The organism is Streptomyces sp. Je 1-79, from assembly GCF_025195125.1.
In the GTDB taxonomy this organism is placed as follows: domain Bacteria; phylum Actinomycetota; class Actinomycetes; order Streptomycetales; family Streptomycetaceae; genus Streptomyces.
In genome coordinates this window covers 1-21,339 of the sequence record NZ_JAMGSL010000020.1, presented here as the reverse complement: position 1 = coordinate 21,339, position 21,339 = coordinate 1, and the positions used below count along the sequence as shown (strand labels likewise).

Annotated in this window: 17 protein-coding genes and 1 pseudogene; 7 read left to right on the top strand and 11 right to left on the bottom strand. The window is 71.9% G+C overall.

The genetic code is table 11. From position 1 onward, the window contains the following. Nucleotides 1-27 precede the first annotated feature (27 nt). Both M5362_RS30955 and M5362_RS30950 read left to right on the top strand, forming a co-directional pair. Entirely contained in the window at nucleotides 28-687 is a 660-nt protein-coding gene (locus M5362_RS30955) for a response regulator transcription factor (protein ID WP_260231165.1), read from the top strand. A 104-nt stretch (nucleotides 688-791) separates the two neighbouring features. Beyond that, nucleotides 792-2,042, top strand: coding sequence for a HAMP domain-containing sensor histidine kinase (locus tag M5362_RS30950; protein WP_260231263.1), 1,251 nt, complete (start codon nucleotides 792-794; stop codon nucleotides 2,040-2,042). 24 nt (nucleotides 2,043-2,066) lie between these two features. On the opposite strand, the gene M5362_RS30945 is transcribed toward M5362_RS30950, so the two are convergent. After that, on the bottom strand, nucleotides 2,067-2,990 hold the full coding sequence (locus M5362_RS30945) for a glycerophosphodiester phosphodiesterase family protein (protein ID WP_260231164.1): 924 nt from the start codon (nucleotides 2,988-2,990) through the stop codon (nucleotides 2,067-2,069). A 122-nt stretch (nucleotides 2,991-3,112) separates the two neighbouring features. Further along, nucleotides 3,113-3,481, bottom strand: coding sequence for a VOC family protein (locus tag M5362_RS30940; protein WP_260231163.1), 369 nt, complete (start codon nucleotides 3,479-3,481; stop codon nucleotides 3,113-3,115). Nucleotides 3,482-3,678: 197 nt separating this feature from the next. On the opposite strand from M5362_RS30940, the gene M5362_RS30935 reads away from it, so the two are divergent. Both M5362_RS30935 and M5362_RS30930 read left to right on the top strand, forming a co-directional pair. Continuing rightward, nucleotides 3,679-4,890 carry a glycosyltransferase gene (locus M5362_RS30935; protein ID WP_260231162.1) on the top strand — a complete coding sequence of 404 codons (1,212 nt, stop codon included), beginning with the start codon at nucleotides 3,679-3,681 and terminating at the stop codon, nucleotides 4,888-4,890. 105 nt (nucleotides 4,891-4,995) lie between these two features. Then, the gene (locus M5362_RS30930; RefSeq protein ID WP_374214552.1) at nucleotides 4,996-6,204 is read left to right on the top strand and encodes a cation:proton antiporter; all 1,209 of its coding nucleotides are present in this window, start codon (nucleotides 4,996-4,998) and stop codon (nucleotides 6,202-6,204) included. 112 nt (nucleotides 6,205-6,316) lie between these two features. On the opposite strand, the gene M5362_RS30925 is transcribed toward M5362_RS30930, so the two are convergent. The 7 genes from M5362_RS30925 to M5362_RS30895 form a co-directional block, all read right to left on the bottom strand. Further along, the gene (locus M5362_RS30925; protein ID WP_260231160.1) at nucleotides 6,317-7,288 is read right to left on the bottom strand and encodes an ABC transporter substrate-binding protein; all 972 of its coding nucleotides are present in this window, start codon (nucleotides 7,286-7,288) and stop codon (nucleotides 6,317-6,319) included. Between the two features lies 1 nt (nucleotide 7,289). Then, nucleotides 7,290-9,263, bottom strand: a complete 1,974-nt coding sequence (locus tag M5362_RS30920; RefSeq protein WP_260231262.1) for an ABC transporter permease subunit — start codon at nucleotides 9,261-9,263, stop codon at nucleotides 7,290-7,292. Between the two features lie 214 nt (nucleotides 9,264-9,477). Next, nucleotides 9,478-10,566, bottom strand: a complete 1,089-nt coding sequence (locus M5362_RS30915) for a glycine betaine/L-proline ABC transporter ATP-binding protein (RefSeq protein ID WP_260231159.1) — start codon at nucleotides 10,564-10,566, stop codon at nucleotides 9,478-9,480. Continuing rightward, nucleotides 10,563-12,089 (bottom strand): GMC family oxidoreductase, encoded by a 1,527-nt coding sequence (locus M5362_RS30910; RefSeq protein WP_260231158.1) that lies wholly within the window; start codon nucleotides 12,087-12,089, stop codon nucleotides 10,563-10,565. The genes M5362_RS30915 and M5362_RS30910 overlap by 4 nt, the downstream gene beginning before the upstream one ends. Further along, on the bottom strand, nucleotides 12,086-13,594 hold the full coding sequence (locus tag M5362_RS30905) for an aldehyde dehydrogenase family protein (protein ID WP_260231157.1): 1,509 nt from the start codon (nucleotides 13,592-13,594) through the stop codon (nucleotides 12,086-12,088). The genes M5362_RS30910 and M5362_RS30905 overlap by 4 nt, the downstream gene beginning before the upstream one ends. A 252-nt stretch (nucleotides 13,595-13,846) precedes the next feature. Then, nucleotides 13,847-14,683, bottom strand: a complete 837-nt coding sequence (locus tag M5362_RS30900) for an endonuclease I family protein (protein ID WP_260231156.1) — start codon at nucleotides 14,681-14,683, stop codon at nucleotides 13,847-13,849. 312 nt (nucleotides 14,684-14,995) lie between these two features. Beyond that, nucleotides 14,996-15,574 (bottom strand): snapalysin family zinc-dependent metalloprotease, encoded by a 579-nt coding sequence (locus M5362_RS30895; protein WP_260231155.1) that lies wholly within the window; start codon nucleotides 15,572-15,574, stop codon nucleotides 14,996-14,998. Between the two features lie 296 nt (nucleotides 15,575-15,870). Between M5362_RS30895 and M5362_RS30890 the strand changes: the two genes are divergently transcribed. The 3 genes from M5362_RS30890 to M5362_RS30880 are packed head-to-tail and all read left to right on the top strand — an operon-like array spanning nucleotide 15,871 to nucleotide 19,347. Next, nucleotides 15,871-17,346 carry an amidase gene (locus M5362_RS30890; RefSeq protein WP_260231154.1) on the top strand — a complete coding sequence of 492 codons (1,476 nt, stop codon included), beginning with the start codon at nucleotides 15,871-15,873 and terminating at the stop codon, nucleotides 17,344-17,346. 45 nt (nucleotides 17,347-17,391) lie between these two features. After that, nucleotides 17,392-18,633 (top strand): glycosyltransferase, encoded by a 1,242-nt coding sequence (locus M5362_RS30885; protein ID WP_260231153.1) that lies wholly within the window; start codon nucleotides 17,392-17,394, stop codon nucleotides 18,631-18,633. A 51-nt stretch (nucleotides 18,634-18,684) separates the two neighbouring features. Then, on the top strand, nucleotides 18,685-19,347 hold the full coding sequence (locus M5362_RS30880) for a M15 family metallopeptidase (protein ID WP_260231152.1): 663 nt from the start codon (nucleotides 18,685-18,687) through the stop codon (nucleotides 19,345-19,347). Nucleotides 19,348-19,374: 27 nt separating this feature from the next. Here M5362_RS30880 and M5362_RS30875 read toward each other — a convergent pair. Continuing rightward, a pseudogene (locus tag M5362_RS30875) lies at nucleotides 19,375-20,487 on the bottom strand (IS630 family transposase). A 166-nt stretch (nucleotides 20,488-20,653) separates the two neighbouring features. Further along, on the bottom strand, nucleotides 20,654-21,244 hold the full coding sequence (locus M5362_RS30870; RefSeq protein ID WP_260231151.1) for a hypothetical protein: 591 nt from the start codon (nucleotides 21,242-21,244) through the stop codon (nucleotides 20,654-20,656). Between the last annotated feature and the right edge of the window lie 95 nt (nucleotides 21,245-21,339).

Here is a 21,339-nt window from a genome sequence, read left to right as displayed (position 1 = left end):
AAAGGTCGTTTCCGATACACAGGGTGCATGCGTGTACTACTGGTGGAGGACGAGGCCTTCCTCGCCGAGATGATCGCCGAGGGGCTGCGCCGCGACGCGCTCGCGGTCGACGTGGCGGGCGACGGCCTGGAGGCCCTGCGGAAGTTGCAGTTCGGGGAGTACGACGTCCTCGTCCTCGACCGTGACCTGCCGGGGATGCACGGCGACGACGTGTGCCGCCGGGTCGTCGAGCAGCGCCTGATGACCCGGGTCCTGATGCTGACGGCGGCGGGAACGGTACGGGACCGGGTCGACGGCCTCGGGCTCGGCGCCGACGACTATCTGGCCAAGCCCTTCGCGTACGACGAGCTGCTCGCCCGCGTCCTCGCGCTCGGCCGCCGTGCCCGGCCCGCGCTGCCGCCCGTACTCGAACGCGCGGGGATCGTCCTGGACACCGCCCGTCGGCAGGCGAGCCGTGACGGCCGGCATCTGCAGCTGTCCCGCAAGGAGTTCGCGGTCCTCGAAGCCCTGCTGCGCGCGGAGGGCGCCGTGGTCAGCGGCGAGGACCTGATCGAGCAGGTGTGGGAGGAGCACACCAGCTACCGCACGAACGCGGTTCGGGTGGCCCTGAGCAAACTCCGCGCGAAGCTCGGCGAGCCGCCGGTGGTGGAGACGGTGCCGGGCGCGGGCTACCGGATCGGGTCGTGAAGGCGGGCGCGGGCGGCCGGGAGCCGTCCCCGGGAACGCGCGCGGGCCGGAGCACGGCGAGGACACGGACCCCGGGGCCCGGACGGAGCGCGGCCGCACGACGGATCGCCGCGACGGCGCGACGCCTCACGGGCGGCGAACGCGCCCGTCTGACGGCGCTGTACGGCGGGCTCCTGCTCCTGGCGGGCGCGCTGCTCACGGGAGTCGTGTACTTCCTGGTCAAGGAGGGCCTCTACGCGTCGATCAGCGTCGCCATGACCACGGCCGTCCCCGCACAGCGACTCGACACCGTCCCGGCCACCCCGCGTTCCACGGCGTCACCGCTGTGGGAGTATGCCCTGCCCACCAGTCCCGGCCCCGTGCCGCCCGGAGTGGCCCCCGGCGTCGCGATCACCCGGACGCTGAGCGACGCCGCCGAGAGCGCCGCCCTGGAACGGCTGCTCACGGTCTCCCTGATCGTCCTCGCCGTGTACGCGGTCGTGTCGGTCGTCCTCGCCTGGTGGATGGCGGGACGTGTCCTGCGGCCGGTCGCCGTGATCACCGACACGGCGCGCCGGCTCTCCGGGGAGAACCTGCACGAGAGGATCGCCCTGGACGGGCCGCCGGGGGAGCTGAAGCACCTCGCCGACACCTTCGACGACATGCTCGGGCGCATGGAACGGCTGGTGTCGTCGCAGCAGCGTTTCGCCGCGAACGCGGCCCACGAGCTGCGGACCGCCCTCGCCGTGCAGCGTGCCGCCGCCGAGATCGGACTCGCGGGCGAGCCGGACGCGCAGCGGGTCGCCCGTATCCGGGGGAAGCTGCTCGAAGTCGCCGACGACAGCGAACGGACCATCGACGGACTGCTGCTCCTCGCCGCCTGCGACCAGGGACTGCGCGAGCGGCGACCGGTGGCGGTGCACGAACTCGCGAGGAAGGCCGTGGAAGCACTGGCGTCCGAGGCCGAGGCGCGTGCCGTGACCGTCGCGGTCGACGCCCGGCCCCTGACCGTCCCCGGCGACACCGTGCTCCTCGACCGGCTGCTCCACAACCTGGTCGGGAACGCGGTACGCCACAACGTCGCGGGCGGCCGCGTCCGGGTCCGTACGGGACCGGACGGCATCGAGGTCGCGAACACCGGCCCGGCGATCCCTCCCGACGTCGTCCCGCTGCTCTTCGAGCCCTTCCGCCGGCTGACCGAACGCACCCACGCCCCGGGGGAGGGCGTGGGCCTGGGCCTGTCGATCGTCGAGTCCATCGCCCGCGCCCACGGCGCGACCGCCGAGGCGTTCGCCAACACGCAGGGCGGCGGCCTCACGGTCCGCGTGCACTTCACCGGTGCGCGGGGCGGCGGGCACGCGGTCCGAGCCTCGTGAAGAGGCGAGGGCGTGCGCCGGAGGTCATGGTGCCGCAGCGGGCGGAGCCGTGCTCCGGGCGTCGCTCCAGCCGGTGAGCTCGCCCGGGCGGTTGGTGATGATGCCGTCGACGCCGTACCGGTCGTACGTGCTCCACTTCGCGGCCGAGTCCACGGTCCACACCCACGTGGCGATGCCCGCCCGGTGCAGGTCGGCGACGACGCCCGGCCGGGTTTCGAGCGCGGTTCCGCTGGGGTTGTACGCGGACAGGTGGAGTTCCTCGGCGGTGGCCACGGGGTCGGCGTCCAGGGCGCGCCGGAGCAGGGCCAGGGGAAGCTCGGGGGCCGACTCGTGCACCCAGCGCAGATGCTGGGGTTCGAAGCTCTGGACGACGACCCGGCCGGTCATCCCCTGCGCCCTCACGACGGCGATGATGGCCCTGACCTGCTGGACCGTGGTGGCGCGCTTGATCTCCAGGAGCAGGTTCCCGCCGCGGCTCCGCAGGTCGGCCAGCTGTGCGGCGAGGGTCGGGACGCGCGCGGCGGCGAAGACCGGGGCGAACCAGGCCCCTGCGTCGAGCCTGTCGATCTGCGCGGCCGTCAAGGTGGTGATGTCCCCGCTGCCGTTCGTCGTTCGGTCCACGGTCGTGTCGTGCATCAGATAGGGCACGCCGTCCCGGCTCAACTGGACGTCGTTCTCGATGAAGTCGGCCCCGGAACGCCGTCCGACCTCCTGGGCGACCATCGTGTTCTCCGGCGCGAGCGACGAGGCCCCGCGATGGGCGACGACCGTCATCGGCGCCCCGGCGGGGCGGAGAAGTACGGGATTGTCGAGCGCGGTGGGCTTGGCGTCGTCGAAGACGACGCGTCGTTGCTCGGGACGCGCGCCGGGGGAGGCGGCCCCGGTGAGACCGAGCAGGGTCGCGGTGGTGGCCAGGGCCAGGACGGTGCGGAGTCTGTCCGAACGCATGCGGGGAGGCTAGTACGACCACACGGCACGCGCGTGTGACCACACCGCATCCCAGCCGCGCCCACGCCGTCGGAGCAGCGGCCCCGGCGAGGGGAGACCAGCAAGGCCCGGTGCGGCCGTGCTCAGCCTCTGGCGGTCAGACAGAAAGGGTGGCCGGCCGGATCGGTGAGGACGCGCCAGCGTTCGTTCGGCTGGAAATCAGGCTTGGACGCGCCCAGTCTCAGCAACAGCCGCTCGGCCTCGTCGAGATCGTCGACATCGAAGTCGAGATGGAACTGCTGGGGCGCGTCCTGCCCCGGCCACCGCGGCGGCCGGTAGTCGTCCACCCGTTGAAAACCGATCAGCAGCCCGTCCCCGCCTGTGAGGCCGGCGAACTCCTCGTCGGACTCGGGGTGCGGTTCCAGCCCCGTGGCCTGCTGGTAGAAGGCGGCCAGCGCCAGGGGATCGGCGCAGTCGAGGGTGATCGCCGAAAGCTTCAGCAGCGGCGGCATGGCAACAGCTCCTCGGGGGTCGGAACCTCGTGGCACTCTTCCGTCGAGAACGTCACCGTAGTGATCAACTCCTCACCTGGCGAACGGATTCCCGCCCCGCTCCTCGCGTCGAGCGGGGGATAGGTTGACGGAACGTGGGCGGGCGAAGGCGCCTGGCAGGTGGGACCGCGGACGATGAAGACGTTGGGAGCGGCGGGATGCGCGTGTTGGTGTCGACGTACGGGGCGCGCGGAAGCGTCGAGCCGATGGTGGGGCTCGCGGTGCGGCTGCGGGAACTCGGCGCGGAGGTGAGCGTGTGCGCACCGCCGGACCAGGAGTTCGCGGAGCTGCTGGCCGGCGTCGGAGTGCCGCTGGTTCCGGTCGGCCCGCCGGTGCGCCCCGTGGTGACCTCGGTGGTACCGGGGTCCGCGGCGGGACTTGCGGAGCGTGCCGCCGAGTTGATCGCCGAGCAGTTCGGCACGGTCGCCGCGGCGGCCGAGGGATGCGACGTGCTGGTGGCGACCGGCCCGTTGCCGGTCACGGCCGGCGCGCGGTCGGTGGCAGAGAAGCTGGGCATCCGCTACGTGCACGTGAGCCACCAGCCCGTCAGCCTGCCTTCACCGCACCAGCCGCCGCCCGGGCGCCGGGGCCGCCCGCTGCCGGCCGAGGTGACCGACAACCGGGCGCTGTGGGAGCTGGACGCCCGGATCGCGAACGAGATGTTCGGCGCGGAGATCAACACCCGGCGGGCGGCGATCGGCCTGCCGCCGGTGGACAACGTCCGTGACTACGCCTTCAGCGACCGCCCGTGGCTGGCGACGGATCCGGTCCTGAGCCCGTGGGAGCCGACGGATCTCGACGTCGTGCAGACCGGGGCGTGGCTCCGGCCGGACGAACGCCCGCTGCCGCCCGAACTGGTGGCGTTCCTGGACGCCGGCGCACCCCCGGTGTACGTCGGCTTCGGCAGCATGCCCGTAGGCGCCGTACAGAACGCCGCCACGGTGGCCGTCGAGGCGATCCGCGCGCAGGGCCACCGTGCCGTCGTGTCCCGCGGCTGGGCCGACCTGGACCTGCTCGACGACCGGGACGACCGTATCGCCGTCGGCGAGGCCAACCATCAGGCGCTGTTCGCGCGGGTGGCCGCCGTCGTGCACCACGGCAGCGCGGGCACCACGACGACGGCCACCGCGGCCGGCGTGCCTCAGGTGGTGGTGCCCCAGGGGGGTGACCAGCCGTACTGGGCCGGTCGGGTCGCCCGGCTGGGCGTCGGCGTGGCACACGACGGTCCGGCCCCGACCGTCGACTCCCTGTCGGCCGCGCTCAAGAGCGCCCTGGCCCCCGAGACCGTCGCCCGTGCGCGGGCCGTGGCCGGCACGATCCGCACGGACGGGGCGCTGCGCGCCGCCAAACTGCTCCTCGACGGCGTCTAGAGGCCGCTCGGGGGTGGGTCGGGGCTCTGTCGGCGCGCTCGCACGAGGCGGAGGCACATCCGCCTTACGCTGCGTCTGTCCGAGAGAGCCCCTTCGAAAGCGCGGATGGTCTTGCTTGCCGTAACCGTCATCGCGGGCATTCTGTTCACCTGGTGCGTCCTGTCGCACCGGCTCGCGCGATGGAGCATCACCGCACCGATCGCCATGATGGTGGCGGGCATCGCCCTCACCAGCGGCTCCGATCCGCCGCTCGTCTTCGACCTCGGCGACCTGGCCGGCTTCGAGCACGCGGTGGAGGTCGTCCTCGCGCTCCTGCTCTTCGTCGACGCCACCGAGGTTCCCGCAGGGGTCTTCCGGCGGGAGCGGAACGTCGTCGCCCGACTCCTGGGCGGCGCGCTGCCGCTCACGCTGCTCGCCGCCTTCCTCACGGCGCTCGCCTTCTTCCCCGACCAGCCCGGATGGGTACTGGCCGCGCTGGCGACCGTCGTCGTCCCCCTCGATCTGGCGCCCACAGCGGCCGTGGTGCGGGACAAGCGCATCCCGGCGCGCCTGCGGGACGTGCTCAACGTCGAGGGCGGGCTGAACGACGGCATCGTCTCCCCGGTGTTCCTGCTCTGCGTCGCCGGCGCCGTCGAGTCCCACACGGGGAGCGACGACTACGCCGAGGCGGTCCTCGACGCCGTCGGAGCGGCGGCCTGGGCCATCGGAGCCGGATCACTCGTCGGCTACGTGACCGGCTGGCTGCTGCGCCGGTCCTGGGCGAGGGGCTGGACGCAGCCCGCCGCGACGAGGCTCGCGGTGCTGAGCGTGCCCATCGCCGCCTACACCCTGTCCGCGACCCTGGACGGCAACGGCTTCGTCGCCTCCTTCGTCGCCGGTGTCTGCATCGCGCCCACGATGCGCCATCTGCCCAAGGACGCGGTGCAGATGACCGACGACCTGGTCATCCTGATGACCCTCGGACTGTGGTTCCTCTTCGGCCAGATGGTCAACGACGAATTCTGGGACGGCTTCCACCTGTCCGTCATCCTCTACGGCCTTCTCGCCGTCACCCTGGTGCGCGTGGTGCCCGTGATGCTGTCGCTGATCGGTACGGATCTGTCCCTGTCGGACCGGCTCTTCCTGGGGTGGATGGGCCCCAGGGGAGTGACCTCGGTGGTCTTCGGCCTGCTGGCGGCGATCGAGCTGCCCGATGCCGGCGGTGGCTTCATCTCCCGGGTGATGGTCATCACCGTCATGATCAGCATCGTGCTGCACGGCCTGAGCAGCGAGCCCATCGGCCGCCTGTACGCGCGCCGCCGGGGTGGGGACTGACACCGGGGCCCGGCGGGCGGGGCGGGGCGACCGGAACCATGCCCGGTCCGGCCCGCCCCGCCCGCGTCGGGCCGCGCGCCACTCCCGCGTCAGGACGGGAGTCACGTGCGCGTCAGGACGGCAGCCACGCCCGCCATGTGGACTCGTTCTCCTTCACCCAGCGGCCGGCCGCCTCCTCCGGCGACAGCTTCTGCTCCGCGATCATCAGGGCGACGTCGTTCTGCATCTCCGTCGTCCACCGGAACTTCTTCAGGAACGCGGCGGCGTCGCCCCCGCCGTCCGCGAAGCGGGCGTTGAGGAACTTCTGCAGCGGTGTGTGCGGGTACGCGCAGGCCACCTTCTCCGGTTCGGCGTCGCAGCCCTCCTTGTAGGCGGGCAGCTTCACCTCCGTCATCGGGACCTTCTCGAACAGCCACTGGGGCTTGTACCAGTAGCTCAGGAACGGCTTCTTCTCCTTGGCGAACTGCTTGATCTGCGTGATCTGCGCCGCCTCCGAACCCGCGAACACCACCTGGTAGTCGAGGTCCAGGTTCTTCACGAGCGCCTTGTCGTTCGTGACGTAGGAGGGTGAGCCGTCCAGCAACTGGCCCTTGCCGCCGCTCTCCGCGGTACGGAACTCGTCGGCGTACTTGTTCAGGTTCTTCCAGTCGGTGACGTCCGGGTGCTTCTCGGCGAAGTACGTCGGCACGAACCAGCCGATGTGGCCGGTCACCCCGAGATCGCCGCCGCGCTCGATCGTCCCCTTGTCGTCGATGTACCGCTTCTCCTGGTCCGGATGACCCCAGTCCTCCAGGATGGCGTCCACCCGGCCCTGGCTGAGCGCGTCCCAGGCGGGGACCTCGTCGATCTGGACGGTGTCCACCCGGTAGCCGAGCTCGTGCTCCAGGAGGTACTTCGCGACGGCGACGTTCGCCTGGGCGCCCACCCACGACTGCACGGACAGGGTCACCGTGCGGGAACCCTTCGCGTCGGCGTACGGGGAGGCCTGGCGGGTCATGTCCGCCGCGCCACAGCCGGTGAGGGCCGTCAGGGCGACGGCGGCCGCGAGTGCGGAGCCGCCGAGTGCGATGCGTGTACGAGCCATCTCAGGCCCCCTTTCCGGTGAGGTCACGGCGTTCCGTCGGCTGGGTGACGCGGTCGAGCATCAGGCCCAGGCAGACGATCGCCGCGCCCGCGACCAGACCGGTCGCCAGGTCGCCCTGGGCGAGACCGAAGACCGCGTCGTAACCGAGCGCGCCGCCGCCCACGAGACCGCCGATGACGACGACCGCGAGAACCAGCACGACTCCCTGGTTGACGGCCAGCAGCAGCGCGGGCCGTGCCAGCGGCAGCTGGACCTGGAACAGCTGTTGCCGCCCGGTCGCGCCCAGCGACCGCGAGGACTCCATGGCGGCCGGGTCCACGCCACGCACACCCTGGGCCGTGATCCGTACGACGGCGGGCAGCGCGTAGACCACGGCGGCGGCGACCGCCGGGGCGCGGCCCACACCGAACAGCGCGACCACCGGGATCAGATAGACGAACTGCGGCATCGTCTGGAAGACGTCGAGCACCGGACGCAGCGCGCGTCCGAGGCGCGTGCTGCGGGCCGCGGCGACCCCGAGGGCGACACCGATCACCAGCGTCACGGCGACGGCGGCCAGCACCTGCGACAGCGTGTCGAGCGCCGGGGCCCAGACGCCCAGCACACCGATCGCCGCCATCGCGAGGACGGCGGTCGCGGCGGTGCGCCATGTGCCGATGAGCAGGGCGAGGGCTCCGACGCCCAGCAGGACCGCCCACCAGGGCAGCCACTGCAGGCCGTCGCGCAGGGGGTTGAGGACCCACGTGGTGAACCGCCCGGCCCAGTCGGCGGTGCCGCCGACGACCGGCACGCCGGAGTAGAGGTGCGCGGTCATCCAGTCGACCGCGCCGTTGACGGGCTCCGCGATGCCCACCGTCCACGCGTCGGGCCAGGAGAGCCGGTCCGACAGACGGCCCGCGACGGCGACGGCGGCGGTCGCCACGAGGGCGACGGCCCAGCCGAGCCCGGCCCGGCGGGCCGGAGCCGCGCCGATCCGCTCGCCCGCCGCGGCGGTGACCCGGTCCAGAACGATGGCCAGGAGCACGATCGGCACACCCGCGGCGAGCGCCGCGCCGACGTCCACGGAGGCCAGCGCCTGGTAGACACGGTCACCGAGACCGCCCGCGCCGATGACCGACGCGATCACGGCCATCCCCAGCGCCATCATGATCGACTGGTTGAGGCCGAGCAGGAGCTCCTTACGGGCCAGCGGCAGCCGGGCCGTAAGGAGGCGCTGCCTGCCGGTGGCGCCGAGGGACGCGGCGGCCTCCATGACACCGGCGTCCGCGCCGCGCAGCCCCAGTGCGGTCAGCCGGGCCATGGGCGGGGCCGCGTAGACGACCGTCGCGAGGACGGCCGCGGGCACGCCGATCCCGAAGACCAGGACGACGGGCAGGAGATACGCGAAGGCGGGAAGCACCTGCATGGTGTCGAGCACCGGACGCAGGATCCGGTGCATCCGGTCCGACAGGCCGGCGGCCAGCCCGAGGAGAGCCCCGAGCAGGACGGACGCGGCGACGGCCACCACCATCAGAGCGAGCGTCTGCATGGTGGGCACCCACATGCCCAGCAGTCCGCACACCGCGAAGGCCGCGACGGAGGTCAGCGCGAGCCGCACGCCCGCGACCCGCCAGGCCACCAGCCCGGCGGCGGCGGTGACACCGGCCCAGCCGAGGGCGAGCAGCACCAGGTACACGGCGCGGACGGACACGACCACGATGTTGCTGACGTGCCCGAGGAAGTAGAGGAACAGCGGGTGGCCGTCGCGGTTGTCGATGATCCAGTCGCTGGTGCGTCCGAGCGGTCCGGACAGATCGACGGCGAGCGACGTCGGCCAGCTGCCGCCGCCCAGGAGTACGGCACCCAGGACGAGAGCGACGGCCGTGCCGGCGCCGATCAGCCGGCCACGGTGGCGCGCGAGCCCGCGCAGCGCACCGGGCCCGGCGGCCGTGGGGCTCGCGGAGCGCGGAGAGGCAGGGGTGACGGTGGCGGTCATCGGCCCCACCGCCCCGTGGCGAGGGCGCGGGTCGTACTGCCCGGAGCCGACGCGGTCGCCGTACCGGTCGTACTGCCCGGCGCCGGCGAGCTCGCGATACCGCTCGCACTGCCAGAAGCCGACGCGGTAGCGGTATCGCTCGTCCCGCCCGGCGGCCACGAGGTCGCGGTACCGCTCATGCCGCACGGCGGCGGCCAGGTCGTATGGGCGTACATCAGGCCACCGCCTTCCCCGTGGCGGCCGGGACCCCGGCGACGACACCGAGGAGTCCCGCGTGGTCGACCACACCGAGGCACCGGCCGTCCTCGACGACCCGCGCGTTGGCGCCCGTACGGGCGACGGCCTCGATGGCCTCGTGGACGGTGGCGCTCGGGGCGAGCGCGGGCCCGGCCTCGCGCTCGTCGGCGAGCGCGGGGCGCATCGCCGAGCGGACGGTCAGCACCTGCTCGCGCGGCACGTCGCGGACGAAGTCCCTGACGTACTCGTCGGCGGGGGAGCCCACGATCTCCTCCGGAGTACCGAGCTGCACGATCCGGCCGTCGCGCATCAGCGCGATGCGGTCGCCGAGCTTCAGCGCCTCGCTCAGGTCGTGCGTGATGAAGACCATCGTGCGGCCCTCCTCCCGGTGCAGGCGGACGACCTCCTCCTGCATGTCCCGGCGGATGAGCGGGTCGAGCGCGCTGAACGGCTCGTCGAACAGCAGGACTTCGGGGTCCACGGCGAGCGCGCGGGCCAGTCCGACCCGCTGCTGCTGGCCACCGGACAACTGGCTCGGCCTGCGGTGCTCCATCCCCTCCAGACCGACCTTGGTGACGAACTCCGCCGCCCGCTCGCGCCGTTCGCCGCGCCCCACGCCCTGGATCTCGAGCCCGTACGCGATGTTGTCGAGCACCGTCCGGTGCGGCAACAGCCCGAAGTGCTGGAAGACCATCGCCGCCCGGTGGCGGCGCAGCTCGCGGAGCCGGCCGGTGTCCATGGACAGCACGTCCTCGCCGTCGATGGAGATCGTGCCCGAGGTCGGCTCGATGAGCCGGGTCAGACAGCGGACGAGCGTCGACTTGCCCGAGCCCGAGAGGCCCATGACGACGAAGACCTCACCCTTGCGGACGTCGAAGGAGACGTCACGGACGGCGGCGGTGCAGCCGGTGCGCTCGCGCAGCTCGGTGGCGTCGAGGGAGGCGAGTGCCGTGTCGGCCGGAACGCGGTCGGCCTTCGGGCCGAAGACCTTCCACAGGTGTCGTACGGAGAAGACAGGCCCCTCGGGGCTCTGCGAGCTGGTCGTGGTGTGCGGCGGAGTGCTCATCGGGTCGTTCCTCCCAGCAGGTCGGCGCATTTCTCGCCGACCATGAGTACGCCGATCATGGGGTTGACGGCGGTCATGGTCGGGAAGACGGACGCGTCGGCGATCCGGATGCTGTCGAGCCCACGGATCCTCAGATCGGGTGCGACGACGGCGAGTTCGTCGTCGGCGGCCCCCATCCGGCAGGTGCCGGCCGGGTGGTAGACGGTGTGGGCGACGTGGCGGGCGTACGCGCTGAGCTCCTCCTCGGAGGTCACCTCGGGCCCCGGGCAGACCTCGCGCTTCAGCCATCCGGCCAGCGGCTCGCTCGCAGCGATCTGCCGGGCGATACGGATCCCGTCGACGAGGGTCCGGCCGTCGTAGTCGTCCTCGTCCGTGAAGTACCGGAAGTCGAGGGCGGGCTTCACCTCGGGGTCGGCGCTCGTCAGGTAGAGCCGGCCGCGGCTGCGCGGCTTGGGGATGTTCGGGGTCATCGACACGCCGTGCGCGGGCCGTTGGTAGCCCAGGCGCTCGGGGTTGTCGGTGAAGGGGATCTGGTAGAAGTGGAACATCAGGTCCGGGCCCTCCGCCTCCGGGTCCCGGCGGACGAACAGCCCGGCGTCGGAGTCCATCGCGGAGTTCTCCGGGATCGGGCCGTGCGTCTCCCACACGATGACCGACTCGGGGTGGTCGAGCAGGTTCTCCCCGACGCCCGGCAGGTCGTGTACGACGGGGATGCCGAGCTTCTCCAGATCGGCCCGCGGTCCGATGCCGGAGTGCAGCAGCAGACGCGGGGTGTCCACGGCCCCCGCGCACACCAGGACCTCGCGCCGGGCGCGGACGACGTGCTCCGTGCCCTCCTTGGTACGGATGTGGACGCCGGTGGCGCGGGTGCCCTCGAGCTCCAGCCGGAACGCCCAGGTCTCCAGGGCGATGTGCAGGTTCGGCCGGTCCAGGAACGGGTGCAGATAGGCGACCGAGGCGGACGACCGCTTGTTGTTCTCCGGGTGGTAGGCGAGGTCGAAGAAGCCGACACCTTCGTGGAAGGGCTGTCTGTTGAACCCCTCGACGCGCGGGACACCGAGAGCGGTCTGCGCCGCGTCGACGAAGTCCCGGGCGATGGCGTTCCGGTCGGCTTCGTCGACGGGGACGATGTTGTTGCGCAGCCGGGCGAAGTACGGATCCATGGCCGCCGCGTCCCACCCCTCGGCCCCGGCCTCGGCCCACTCGTCCCAGTCGGAGGGAAGGGGCTTGAACGCGATGAGGGTGTTGTGCGAGGAACAGCCGCCGAGGACCCGCGCACGGCTGTGACGGATGTGCGAGTTGCCCCGGGGCTGCGCGGTGGTGGGGTAGTCGTAGTCCAGCTCACCGCCGAGCAGGCCCATCCAGCGGCGCAGGGTGAGCACGTCGTCGCGGCCGACGTCGCTGGGGCCGCCCTCGATGACGGCGACCGTGACGTCCGGGTCCTCGGTCAGCCGGGACGCGATCACGGAACCGGCGGTGCCGCCGCCGACGACGACGTAGTCGTACACCTGCTGGTCGTTCATGCCTGGTCCTTCTCCGTCGTGCCCGCGAACCAGCGCACGGGGCGCGGAGCGAGGTTCTGGTAGATGTGCTTGGCCTCGCGGTACTCGGCGAGACCCGTGGGGCCCAGTTCGCGGCCGATGCCGGACTTCCCGAAGCCGCCCCACTCCGCCTGCGGCAGATAGGGGTGGAAGTCGTTGATCCAGACGGTGCCGTGGCGCAGCCGGGCGGCCACCCGCCGGGCACGGTCCTCGTCGGAGGTCCACACCGCTCCGGCGAGGCCGTACTCGGTGTCGTTGGCGAGCGTGACGGCCTCCTCCTCGGTACGGAAGGTCTCCACGGTCAGGACGGGGCCGAAGACCTCCTCCCGGACGACCCGCATGCGTCGGTGGCACCGGTCGAGGACGGTGGGCCGGTAGAAGTAGCCGGAGCCGGCCGGCTTCTCGCCGCCCGCACGCAGGACCGCGCCCTCGCCGAGCGCGGAGGACACGAACTCCTCGGTCCGTGCCAACTGGGCCGCGGAGACCAGCGGACCGCACTCCACGCCCTCGTCGGTGCCGCGGCCGAGCCGGATCAGTTCGGCACGGCGGGCGAGTTCGGCGACGAAGCGCTCGCGCAGCGACTCCTCGACGATGAGCCGCGAGCCGGCCGAGCAGACCTGGCCGCTGTGGATGAAGGCGGCGTTGAGCGCCTGGTCGACGGCGGTGTCGAACCCCTCGGGCGTCGCACAGGCGTCGGCGAACACGACGTTCGGGTTCTTGCCGCCCAGTTCGAGGGCGACCTTCTTCACGCTGTCGGCGGCGGCGCGGGCGACCTTCGTACCGCTGACGAGACCGCCGGTGAACGAGACGAGGTCGACATCGGGGTGCTCGGCGAGCCGGGCGCCGACGGTGTGGCCGGGGCCGGTGACGACATTGGCCGCACCGAGCGGAAGCCCTGCCTCCAGAAGCAGCTCGATCAGCACGACCGTGGACAGCGGGGTGATCTCGCTGGGCTTGATCACGAACGTGTTGCCGGCGGCGAGGGCGGGAGCGATCTTCCAGCTGGCCTGGAGCAGCGGATAGTTCCACGGCGTGATGAGGGCGCAGACGCCGACCGGCTCGTGGACGACGACGCTGCGGATCTCGTCCGAACCGGCGTCGACGACCCGTCCGCCGTCCTCCTTCTCCACGAGGTCGGCGAAGTAGAGGAAGGCGTCGCGGACGCAGTCGACGTCGACGCGGCCCTCCTCGAGCGTCTTGCCCGCGTCCTGGCTCTCCAGGGCGCCGATCCGCTCGCGGTCGCGCTCCAGGAGTGCCGCGACGCGCCGCAGCAGCGCGGCCCGCTCGGCGACGGGCGTACGCGGCCAGGAACCGTCGTCGAACGCCGCTCGTGCCGCGGCCACGGCCTCGTCCGTGTCCGCGGCACCGCCCTCCGACACGACCGCGAAGGCGGTCGCGTCGACGGGGTCGATGATCTCGCGCGTGGCGCCGGAGAGGGCAGTGCGCCACTCTCCGCCCACGTGGATGGTCTGGTGTGCTGCGGTCACGTCGGGTACGGCCTTTCGTTCCTTTGAATCCCCCTGCCGGTCGTACCGGCAGTCCGGCCGCCTGCCCTGGCCCGGTGGATCCATGCGCAATGCATCACGGAGAGTGTTCTGTCTCACCCTCGGTGGCGGCCCAGAACGGGACATACCGCGCGTATCGCATGGGTGGGTGAGGTGTCGGCCACGTGGTCACGCACGAGGGCCCCGGGCCACGGAGACCTCCGTGGCCCGGGGCCCTCGTGCTCCGCTACCGCGTCACTTCCAGATGCCGGCGACCCATTCGGGGTGGTCGATGAAGGGGTTCCGGTTCTTCTGGATGGCGAAGATCCTGTCGTTGCGCCCCTTCTCGAACGCGTCCGGCGGATCCTGGTCGCTCCACTGCTTGAGGACCGAGAGGCGGCCCATCGCCGGCGCGGAACCGTTGTCGACCTGGTCGTTGGGTTCGAGGTCGGGGAAGCCGTCGCCACCCTCGTAGCGCACGGCCATGTAGAGGATCATGCGGGCGACATCGCCCTTGACCTCGTCCCGCGGCTCGAACGAGTCGCCGTCGGAGAGGCTGCCGGGTGCCTCGTCGACGGGGTCGCCCCCGTTGTCGAAGTCGAGGTTCCCCCTCGTCGCGTTGACGGAGACGTCCTCGGGGCGCAGGTGGTGGATGTCGGTGCCCGGGCCGGTGGAGGTGCCGAAGTCGCCGTGCGACTTGGCCCAGACGTGCTCGCGGTTCCAGTTGTCCGCCTCGCCGCCGTTGGTGCCCTTGGCCTGTGAGCGGCCGGAGTAGACCAGGACGACGTTCGACGGGTTCGCCGGGTCCTCGTCGGTGGTCTTCAGCGCCTCCCAGACCTCGTCGTACGAGAGCTTGGTCTGCTCGCTGACGATCGTGTGGAGGGCGCTCTTGAGCTCGGGGCCGGACTTGCCGAGCGCGCCTTCGTAGTACGTGTCGTCCAGTGACGCGGCAGCCGGGGCGGGCGCTCCGCCACCGGCCGGTGTGGGGTCGGCGCCGGAGGCGTAGGCCGCGGTGGACACGGCGACCGCGGCGGTCGCGACGATGCTCAGGACGGGGCGCCGCCAAGGGCGCTGCCTGTGGTGAGCGGACATGTGTGGGGGGTGTCCTCTCGCTCGGCGGGCACGTCGCCTCGTTCCGGCGGTCGGCAGGCCCGGACGTGGTGCCCGACAGACGGATCACGGTGGGTGGTTCAGGCCCAAGAGCTTGGCATGTTCCGACCATGAGGGCGTGGACACCGCGCGCCCGTCCTGTGGTGAGACCGTGGAGAGGGCCGGCCCGGGGCGCCGCGTTCGGCGCCGTGCTTCGATGCCGGGTGGGCGGGGATTCCGGTCGGCTGCCGGCCTACGAGGGGCAGGGTGCCCGACCGCGAAGTTCGGTCGGACACCCTGCCGTTGGGCCCTCGGTCAGGGGGCGTCGACCAGGATCCGGCCGTCGGTCGGGATGCGGAAGGCGGCGCCGTTGGCGTAGGCGGACTCCACCCGGGCGCGCTCGGTCGCGTTCGGGACCGCGTTCGCACAACTCGTACCGGCGCTCGAACCGGACATCAGCTGCGAGCACGGGCCGGGCTTGGTGTCGGGCAGGCCCAGACTGTGGCCGAGTTCGTGGGCGGCTATGCGGGTCTTGTCGTACCCCTGCGTCACCGCCTGGCTCCCGAGCTCGACGCGGACCTGCCGACCCGGACGGACGGGGCCGAGGGTGGCCTGCGGCCAGCCGGTGGTGGCCACGATCACGATCTCGGCCCGGGTGCCGGGAGCGGCCTCGACCAGCTTCAGGTTTCCGACGTTCGCGTTCCACGACGCGACCCCGGCCGCGATCGCCGACTCCCAGCCGCCTGCCCGGCTGTCGTCGTAACGAAGTGTCACCACCGCCGACGCGCTCGCCGTCGACGGCTCCGGTGCGGGCGCGGCGGTCGCCGCCGTCGCCGTGGCCAGGACGACCACGGCGGCGGTGGTTCCCGCCTTCAGCCATGTGTAGAGCGGCATTGCAGCTCCTTCACTCGTGGGGGGCTCGGATCCGTGCGGAACCGAGAGTGCGGGACGAGCGGCGTGGTGCCTGGTCGACCGGGGCGGTCGTTCGCCGATCCTCCCGGGGCTCTCCGACGTTATGCCCCCGGCCCCGCATTCGCCATGCACCTGTCATTGTTGATGACCCGTCAATTGGTCCGCCCTGCCGTGCGCTTCACTGTCGGGTCGTGGCGGCGACCCGAACCCCTCGCGTGTTACTTGGCGGTAGGGAATGATGGCGGACAACCATCCACACGGCCGGGGCTGAGGTAGCGGTGACGACATCCGACGAACGAACGACGGTGCACGCATTCCGGGACGACGCCCTGGGGGAGCACGACGCCGTCGGTCTCGCCTCGGCGATTCGGCGAGGCGAGGTCGGCGCCGCCGAGGTCGCCCGGGACGCGGCGGAGCGGGTACGGGCGGTCGAGGCGCGGCTCCACGCGGTCCAGGTGCACGTCGACCTTCCCGCGCCCGCGAACGGCGTGACGGGCCCGGCCGCAGGCGTTCCGGCGGGCCCGGCCGGTGCGGCCGGTGCGGCGGTCCCGGGCGGCGCCTTCGCCGGGGTGCCGACCTTCGTCAAGGACAACACCGACCACAAGGGGCTGCCCACCGGCCACGGCAGCGCGGCCTTCACGCCGCGGGCCGCGCGCCGGCACGCTCCGTTCGCCCGGCAGTTCCTCAGCAGCGGTGTCACGGTGCTGGGCAAGACCCGGCTGCCCGAGTTCGGGTTCAGCCCGACCACGGAGTACGAGGGCGCCGAGCCCGTGCGTAACCCTTGGAACACGGGTTACTCGGCGGGCGGTTCGTCCGGTGGCAGCGCCGCGCTCGTCGCGGCCGGGGCGGTACCGATCGCGCACGCCAACGACGGCGGCGGCTCGATCCGGATCCCCGCCGCCTGCTGCGGACTCGTCGGTCTCAAGCCGACCCGCGGCCGGGTCGTGGCGAACGCCCAGAGCCGCCAACTGCCCCTCGACATCGTCTCCGACGGTGTCGTGAGCCGCTCCGTCCGGGACACCGCCGCGTTCCTCGCCGCCGCCGAGAGCCACTGGCGCAACCCGAAGCTGCCGCCCCTGGGCCTCGTCGAAGGTCCCTCGGGGCGGCGCCTGTGCATCGGGTTCCTGCTCGACTCGCCGAACGGCGTCCAGGCCGACACCGCCACCCGGGAGGCCGTCACGGAGACCGCGGCCACGCTCGAACGGCTCGGCCACACCGTGGAGCCGGTGGAGCTTGCCCTCGACCCGCGCTTCACCGAGGACTTCCTCACCTACTGGGGGATGCTCTCCTTCCTCCTCGGTATCACCGGCCGGACGCTCGGCTCGGACTTCGACCGGCGCCGCATGGACGGCCTCAGCCGAGGCCTGCGCGAGGCGTACCTCGGCACCTGGCAGCGCACCCCGGGTGTGCTGCGGAGGCTGAAGCGCACAGGACGGGCGTACGCGGCGGCGTTCCGCGGTCTGGACCTCATCCTTTCCCCGGTGCTCGCCCACACCACGCCGCCCATCGGGCACCTCAGCCCAACCGTTCCGTACGCGACGCTGATCGAACGGATCCTCGCGTACGTCGCGTTCACCCCGGTCAACAACGTCGTCGGCACGCCGTCGATCTCACTGCCCGCCGCGAGCGTCACGGACGACGGACTGCCCATCGGCGTCATGTTCTCCGGCCGTCCCGGCGCCGAACGGACGCTGCTGGAGGTCGCGTTCGCACTGGAGGCGGAGCAGCCGTTCCGGCGCATCCAGGACGCGTGACATCACCTCCCCGAAGACGCACCCCGGGTCTGGCATGCTGCTCCGGTGCGCGTGTTGATCGTGACGGCGGGAAGCTGGGGCGACGTCGCTCCCTACACCGGGCTCGGCGCGCGGCTGCGCTCGGCGGGCCACGACGTCGTGCTCGCCACCCATGAACGCTTCAGACAGGCGGTGACGGTCCACGGGCTCGGTTTCCGGCCGCTGCCCGTCGACCCCCGCGAGGAACTGGCTTCGGCGAGCGGACAAGGGCTGGCCAGAGCCGTCAGCGCACCCGTGGAGATGGCGCGGATCATGCGCATGGCAGCGGCGTTCATGCCCAGGCTGAGCGCCGGTGTCACGGAGGCCGTACGCCAGGGAACCGACGTCCTGCTGAGCTCCACGGTCACCGAACCCATGTGCTCCGTGCTCGGCGAGGCGCTGCGCCTGCCGACCATCGGCCTCCACCTCCAGCCCCTCCAGCCCACATCGGAGTTCCCGCCGATGGTGACGGGGCGCCGGTCTCTCGGACCGTACGGCAACCGGCTGGCCACCCACGCCCTGTGGGCCGCCACCGACCGGATCTTCGCGCCCGCCGTCGGTACGCTCCGGCGCGAGCTCGGGCTGCCGCCCCGGCGCTGGGGCGGCCCCCTGTCCCTGCCACGCGATCGGACGGTACTGCACGGGTTCAGCACCCGGATCGTCGCGCGGCCCGCCGACTGGCCCCACGGCCACCGGGTCTGCGGCTACTGGTGGCCCCCGACGACGCCCGGGTGGCAGCCCGATCCCCGGCTCGTGGACTTCCTCGCCGCCGGACCGCCGCCGGTTTTCGCCGGCTTCGGCAGCTGCGTCACCGCCGAGGCCGAGCGGCTCAGCGACCTCCTCGCCCGAGCGCTGCGCCGGGCGAAGGTCCGCGGGATCATCCAGGCGGGTTGGAGCGGCCTGCACGCGGAGGGCGACGACCTGCTCACCGTCCAGGAAGTCCCGCACGCCTGGCTGTTCCCGCGGACCGCCGCGGTCGTCCACCACGCGGGTGCGGGAACGACCGCGGCCGGTCTGCGCGCCGGGGTTCCGGCCGTCCCTGTCCCGGTCCAGCTCGACCAGCACTTCTGGGCCGCCCGCCTCACCCGTCTCGGCGTCGCCCCGACCCCAGTGCGCTTCCAGCGCCTGACGGCGGAGCGCCTCGCGACCGCGATCACCGCCGCGACCCACGACCCCGCCCTGCGCACACGCTCCCGTCTCCTCGCGGGGCATCTGGCCCAGGAGGACGGAGCGCAGCCCGTACTGGACACCCTGGAGCGCCTCGGCTAGTGCCCTGACCGCATAGGTTCGCCGGGTTGAGCCCTGCGGGATGATCGCGTCATGAGTGAGATCGTGTTGATGTCGGACCCGAAGGTCGCCGCCATACCCGTTGCGGAGTGCGGTGAACGTCTCGTGGACGTTCGCGCCGCCGGTTCGCTGCTGGTCGACGCACGCAAGCAAGACCCGGCAGATGCCTTCGCCTACCTGCGGGAAGGCGTGCTGGAGCGGCTGCTCAAGGCCCAGGCGGGGCTTCCCCAGGACTTGCGGCTGCTGTTCGTCGAGGGATATCGGCCCCCTTCTCTTCAGCGGGAGTACTTCGAGGAGTACGCGAGCCAGCTGCGGGCTACCCACCCGGAATGGTCCGCCCAGCAGATCTATTCGGCAGCGAGCCGATATGTGTCACCGCCCGACATCGCTCCGCACAGCGCCGGCGCGGCCGTCGACCTGACCCTGGCCGATGCCGGTGGGCGCGAACTGGACCTGGGCACACGGATGAACGCGGACCCGGAGGAGAGCGAGGGCGCCTGCTACACCCATGCCGCCAACATCAGCGAGGAGGCCCGTGCCAACCGGAGGCTGCTGGGTTCCGCGCTGGCAGGGGCGGGGCTGGTGAACTACCCCACGGAATGGTGGCACTGGTCCTTCGGCGACCGCTACTGGGCTCTGGTCACGGGGAAGTCCGCCGCTTGCTACGGCCCGAAGGAGATCACCCCGCTCGGATAACCGGCCTGGCCTTGCCTGACTGACCGGTCACGCGGCGAGTCGTCCGCCCCAGCGGATGCCTTTCTCGCTGCGGATTCGGGCGCGTTCGCGGCGTTGAGCGGCCAGGACGTCGGGGTGGCGGGCGTTCTGGTTACGCCAGCGCAGGTAGTGGTGCAACTCCCGGGTCTGGACGGTGTGGTTGGGATGGTTGGAGTTGGCGAGGGTGAACTGCCGCAGCGGTCCGAAGTGGGCCTCGATCGGGTTGGCCCAGGACGCGTTCGTCGGGGTGAAGCACAGCTCGGCCTTGTTCTTCGCTGCCCAGCGGCGGATGCGCCAGTTCTTGTGGGCGGACAGGTTGTCCGGGATCACGTAGATCGGGGCACCGTCCGGTCGGGCTGCACGGATCGAGCGCAGTGCGGCCCAGCTGGGGGCGATGCCCTTGCGGCGCCGGTTGACGCCCCACAGGGTGTCGTCGCCGACCGAGTAGCAGCCGTGGAAGTACGTCACCCCGTGAGTACGGTGGAAGGTGACCGGCAGCCGGTCGGGCCTGCCCTGTTTGGCCCAGCAGGATCCGGAGGTCGGGCGGATGCCAAGCGGGCCGAACTCGTCGAAGGCGAAGGTACGGTCCGGCCGCTCGTTGACGGCGTACTCGATCCGGTCCAGCTTGGCGTCGAAGTCCGGGTCGGTGGACTCCTTCCAGGTCTTGGTGCGCTAGAAAGTGACTCCGCGGCGGGCCAGCAGCAGCCTCAGGGCCCCTCGGCCGATCCGTATCGGATGGGCGACGTTGCGCCGCAGGTGATCCGCAAGCTTGCGGATCGACCAGCGGGTGAACGGTTTGCCGAGCTTGGTGGGGCGGGTGGTGGCCGTCTGGATGACGAAGTCCTCGTCGTCAGCCGTGAGTAGGCGGGGACGGCCTCCCGCCCACCGAGGGTCCAGGCAGGCCGGCCCGATTTCATTGAACTTGTGGATGACGTCGCGCACGGTGTCCTCGTCGGCCTGGACGAGCCGGGCGATGACGGGGACGCTGTTCCCACCCGCCGAGGCCAGCAGCATCACCGCGCGCCGGTATCGGACCGTGCTGGTGCTGCTCCGGCGCACGATCCGCTGCGCCTTCTGTCCCTCCTGCTCGGTCAGCCTGCGCACCCTGACCGTCCGTGCCATACCGCCTCCCCGTGCCCATCGGACGTGTCGCCACATCCAACCGGCCCGAGGCCCGTCACCACCAACCCGGTGATCGTTTCCGGTCACGGCACTAGCGACGGGCAGGCCGTGCCGGCGGCGCGGATCCCGATGCCACTTCCGCACCGCCTGTCCACGCCCGGACGGATCAGGAGTAGACGATCGGGCAGCCGCGTCGGATCGAGTGCTGGGCGGCGCGTAGATAGAGGGCGACGTAGAAGGCCGTGTCCAGGTCATCGCTCCATGGACCTGGCCGGACCGCGGCCAGGTCTTTCGCCGATCCGTCCATGAACCACATGGTCAGATCGAGGTTGTCGCACATCTCCGGTGTCTCCCTCGGCAGACTGATGGCAGCGGCCAGCCGTTCCGCGACCTCCAACACCTGGGGAGCGCCGGCGACCATCGTCGACGACTCCGTATAGCTGGAGCCGACCGGCAGCCAGATCTCCTCGTCGAGCGACATCGGCACCATCACCGACCAGCCGCACAGCGTCTCCACGGCGTCGGGCGGCAGATGTGCCTGACACAACGCGACCAACCCGTCCATGGACGGGATCAGCTTCTCCTCGAACGCCTGCCCCGAACCGCGAACGAGGTCGGTCTTTTCCGGCACCGACTCGTAGGGTGGCAGCCCCCGTCGTCCCAACTCCTCGTTGAGTGAAGAGGCGACCTCCCCCCACCCGCCCTCTCCCTCATCGAACCATTCCTCCGCCCCGACGCTGACCAGGTAGATCCCCATGGCCGCAACGTACAGCGCGCCACTGACACCCCGGACCCTCGCGGCGCGGCCGAGGGGGCGTACGGGTCTCTGCCCGTACGCCCCTGCCTCCCGGG

Coding starts and splice junctions, on each gene's coding strand:
- M5362_RS30930 (WP_374214552.1), top strand. CDS start 4,996: ATGGTCTTGCTTGCCGTAACCGTCATCGCGGGCATTCTGTTCACCTGG.
- M5362_RS30935 (WP_260231162.1), top strand. CDS start 3,679: ATGCGCGTGTTGGTGTCGACGTACGGGGCGCGCGGAAGCGTCGAGCCG.
- M5362_RS30940 (WP_260231163.1), bottom strand. CDS start 3,481: ATGCCGCCGCTGCTGAAGCTTTCGGCGATCACCCTCGACTGCGCCGAT.
- M5362_RS30880 (WP_260231152.1), top strand. CDS start 18,685: ATGAGTGAGATCGTGTTGATGTCGGACCCGAAGGTCGCCGCCATACCC.
- M5362_RS30870 (WP_260231151.1), bottom strand. CDS start 21,244: ATGGGGATCTACCTGGTCAGCGTCGGGGCGGAGGAATGGTTCGATGAG.
- M5362_RS30910 (WP_260231158.1), bottom strand. CDS start 12,089: ATGAACGACCAGCAGGTGTACGACTACGTCGTCGTCGGCGGCGGCACC.
- M5362_RS30920 (WP_260231262.1), bottom strand. CDS start 9,263: ATGACCGCCACCGTCACCCCTGCCTCTCCGCGCTCCGCGAGCCCCACG.
- M5362_RS30900 (WP_260231156.1), bottom strand. CDS start 14,683: ATGTCCGCTCACCACAGGCAGCGCCCTTGGCGGCGCCCCGTCCTGAGC.
- M5362_RS30915 (WP_260231159.1), bottom strand. CDS start 10,566: ATGAGCACTCCGCCGCACACCACGACCAGCTCGCAGAGCCCCGAGGGG.
- M5362_RS30955 (WP_260231165.1), top strand. CDS start 28: ATGCGTGTACTACTGGTGGAGGACGAGGCCTTCCTCGCCGAGATGATC.
- M5362_RS30945 (WP_260231164.1), bottom strand. CDS start 2,990: ATGCGTTCGGACAGACTCCGCACCGTCCTGGCCCTGGCCACCACCGCG.
- M5362_RS30895 (WP_260231155.1), bottom strand. CDS start 15,574: ATGCCGCTCTACACATGGCTGAAGGCGGGAACCACCGCCGCCGTGGTC.
- M5362_RS30925 (WP_260231160.1), bottom strand. CDS start 7,288: ATGGCTCGTACACGCATCGCACTCGGCGGCTCCGCACTCGCGGCCGCC.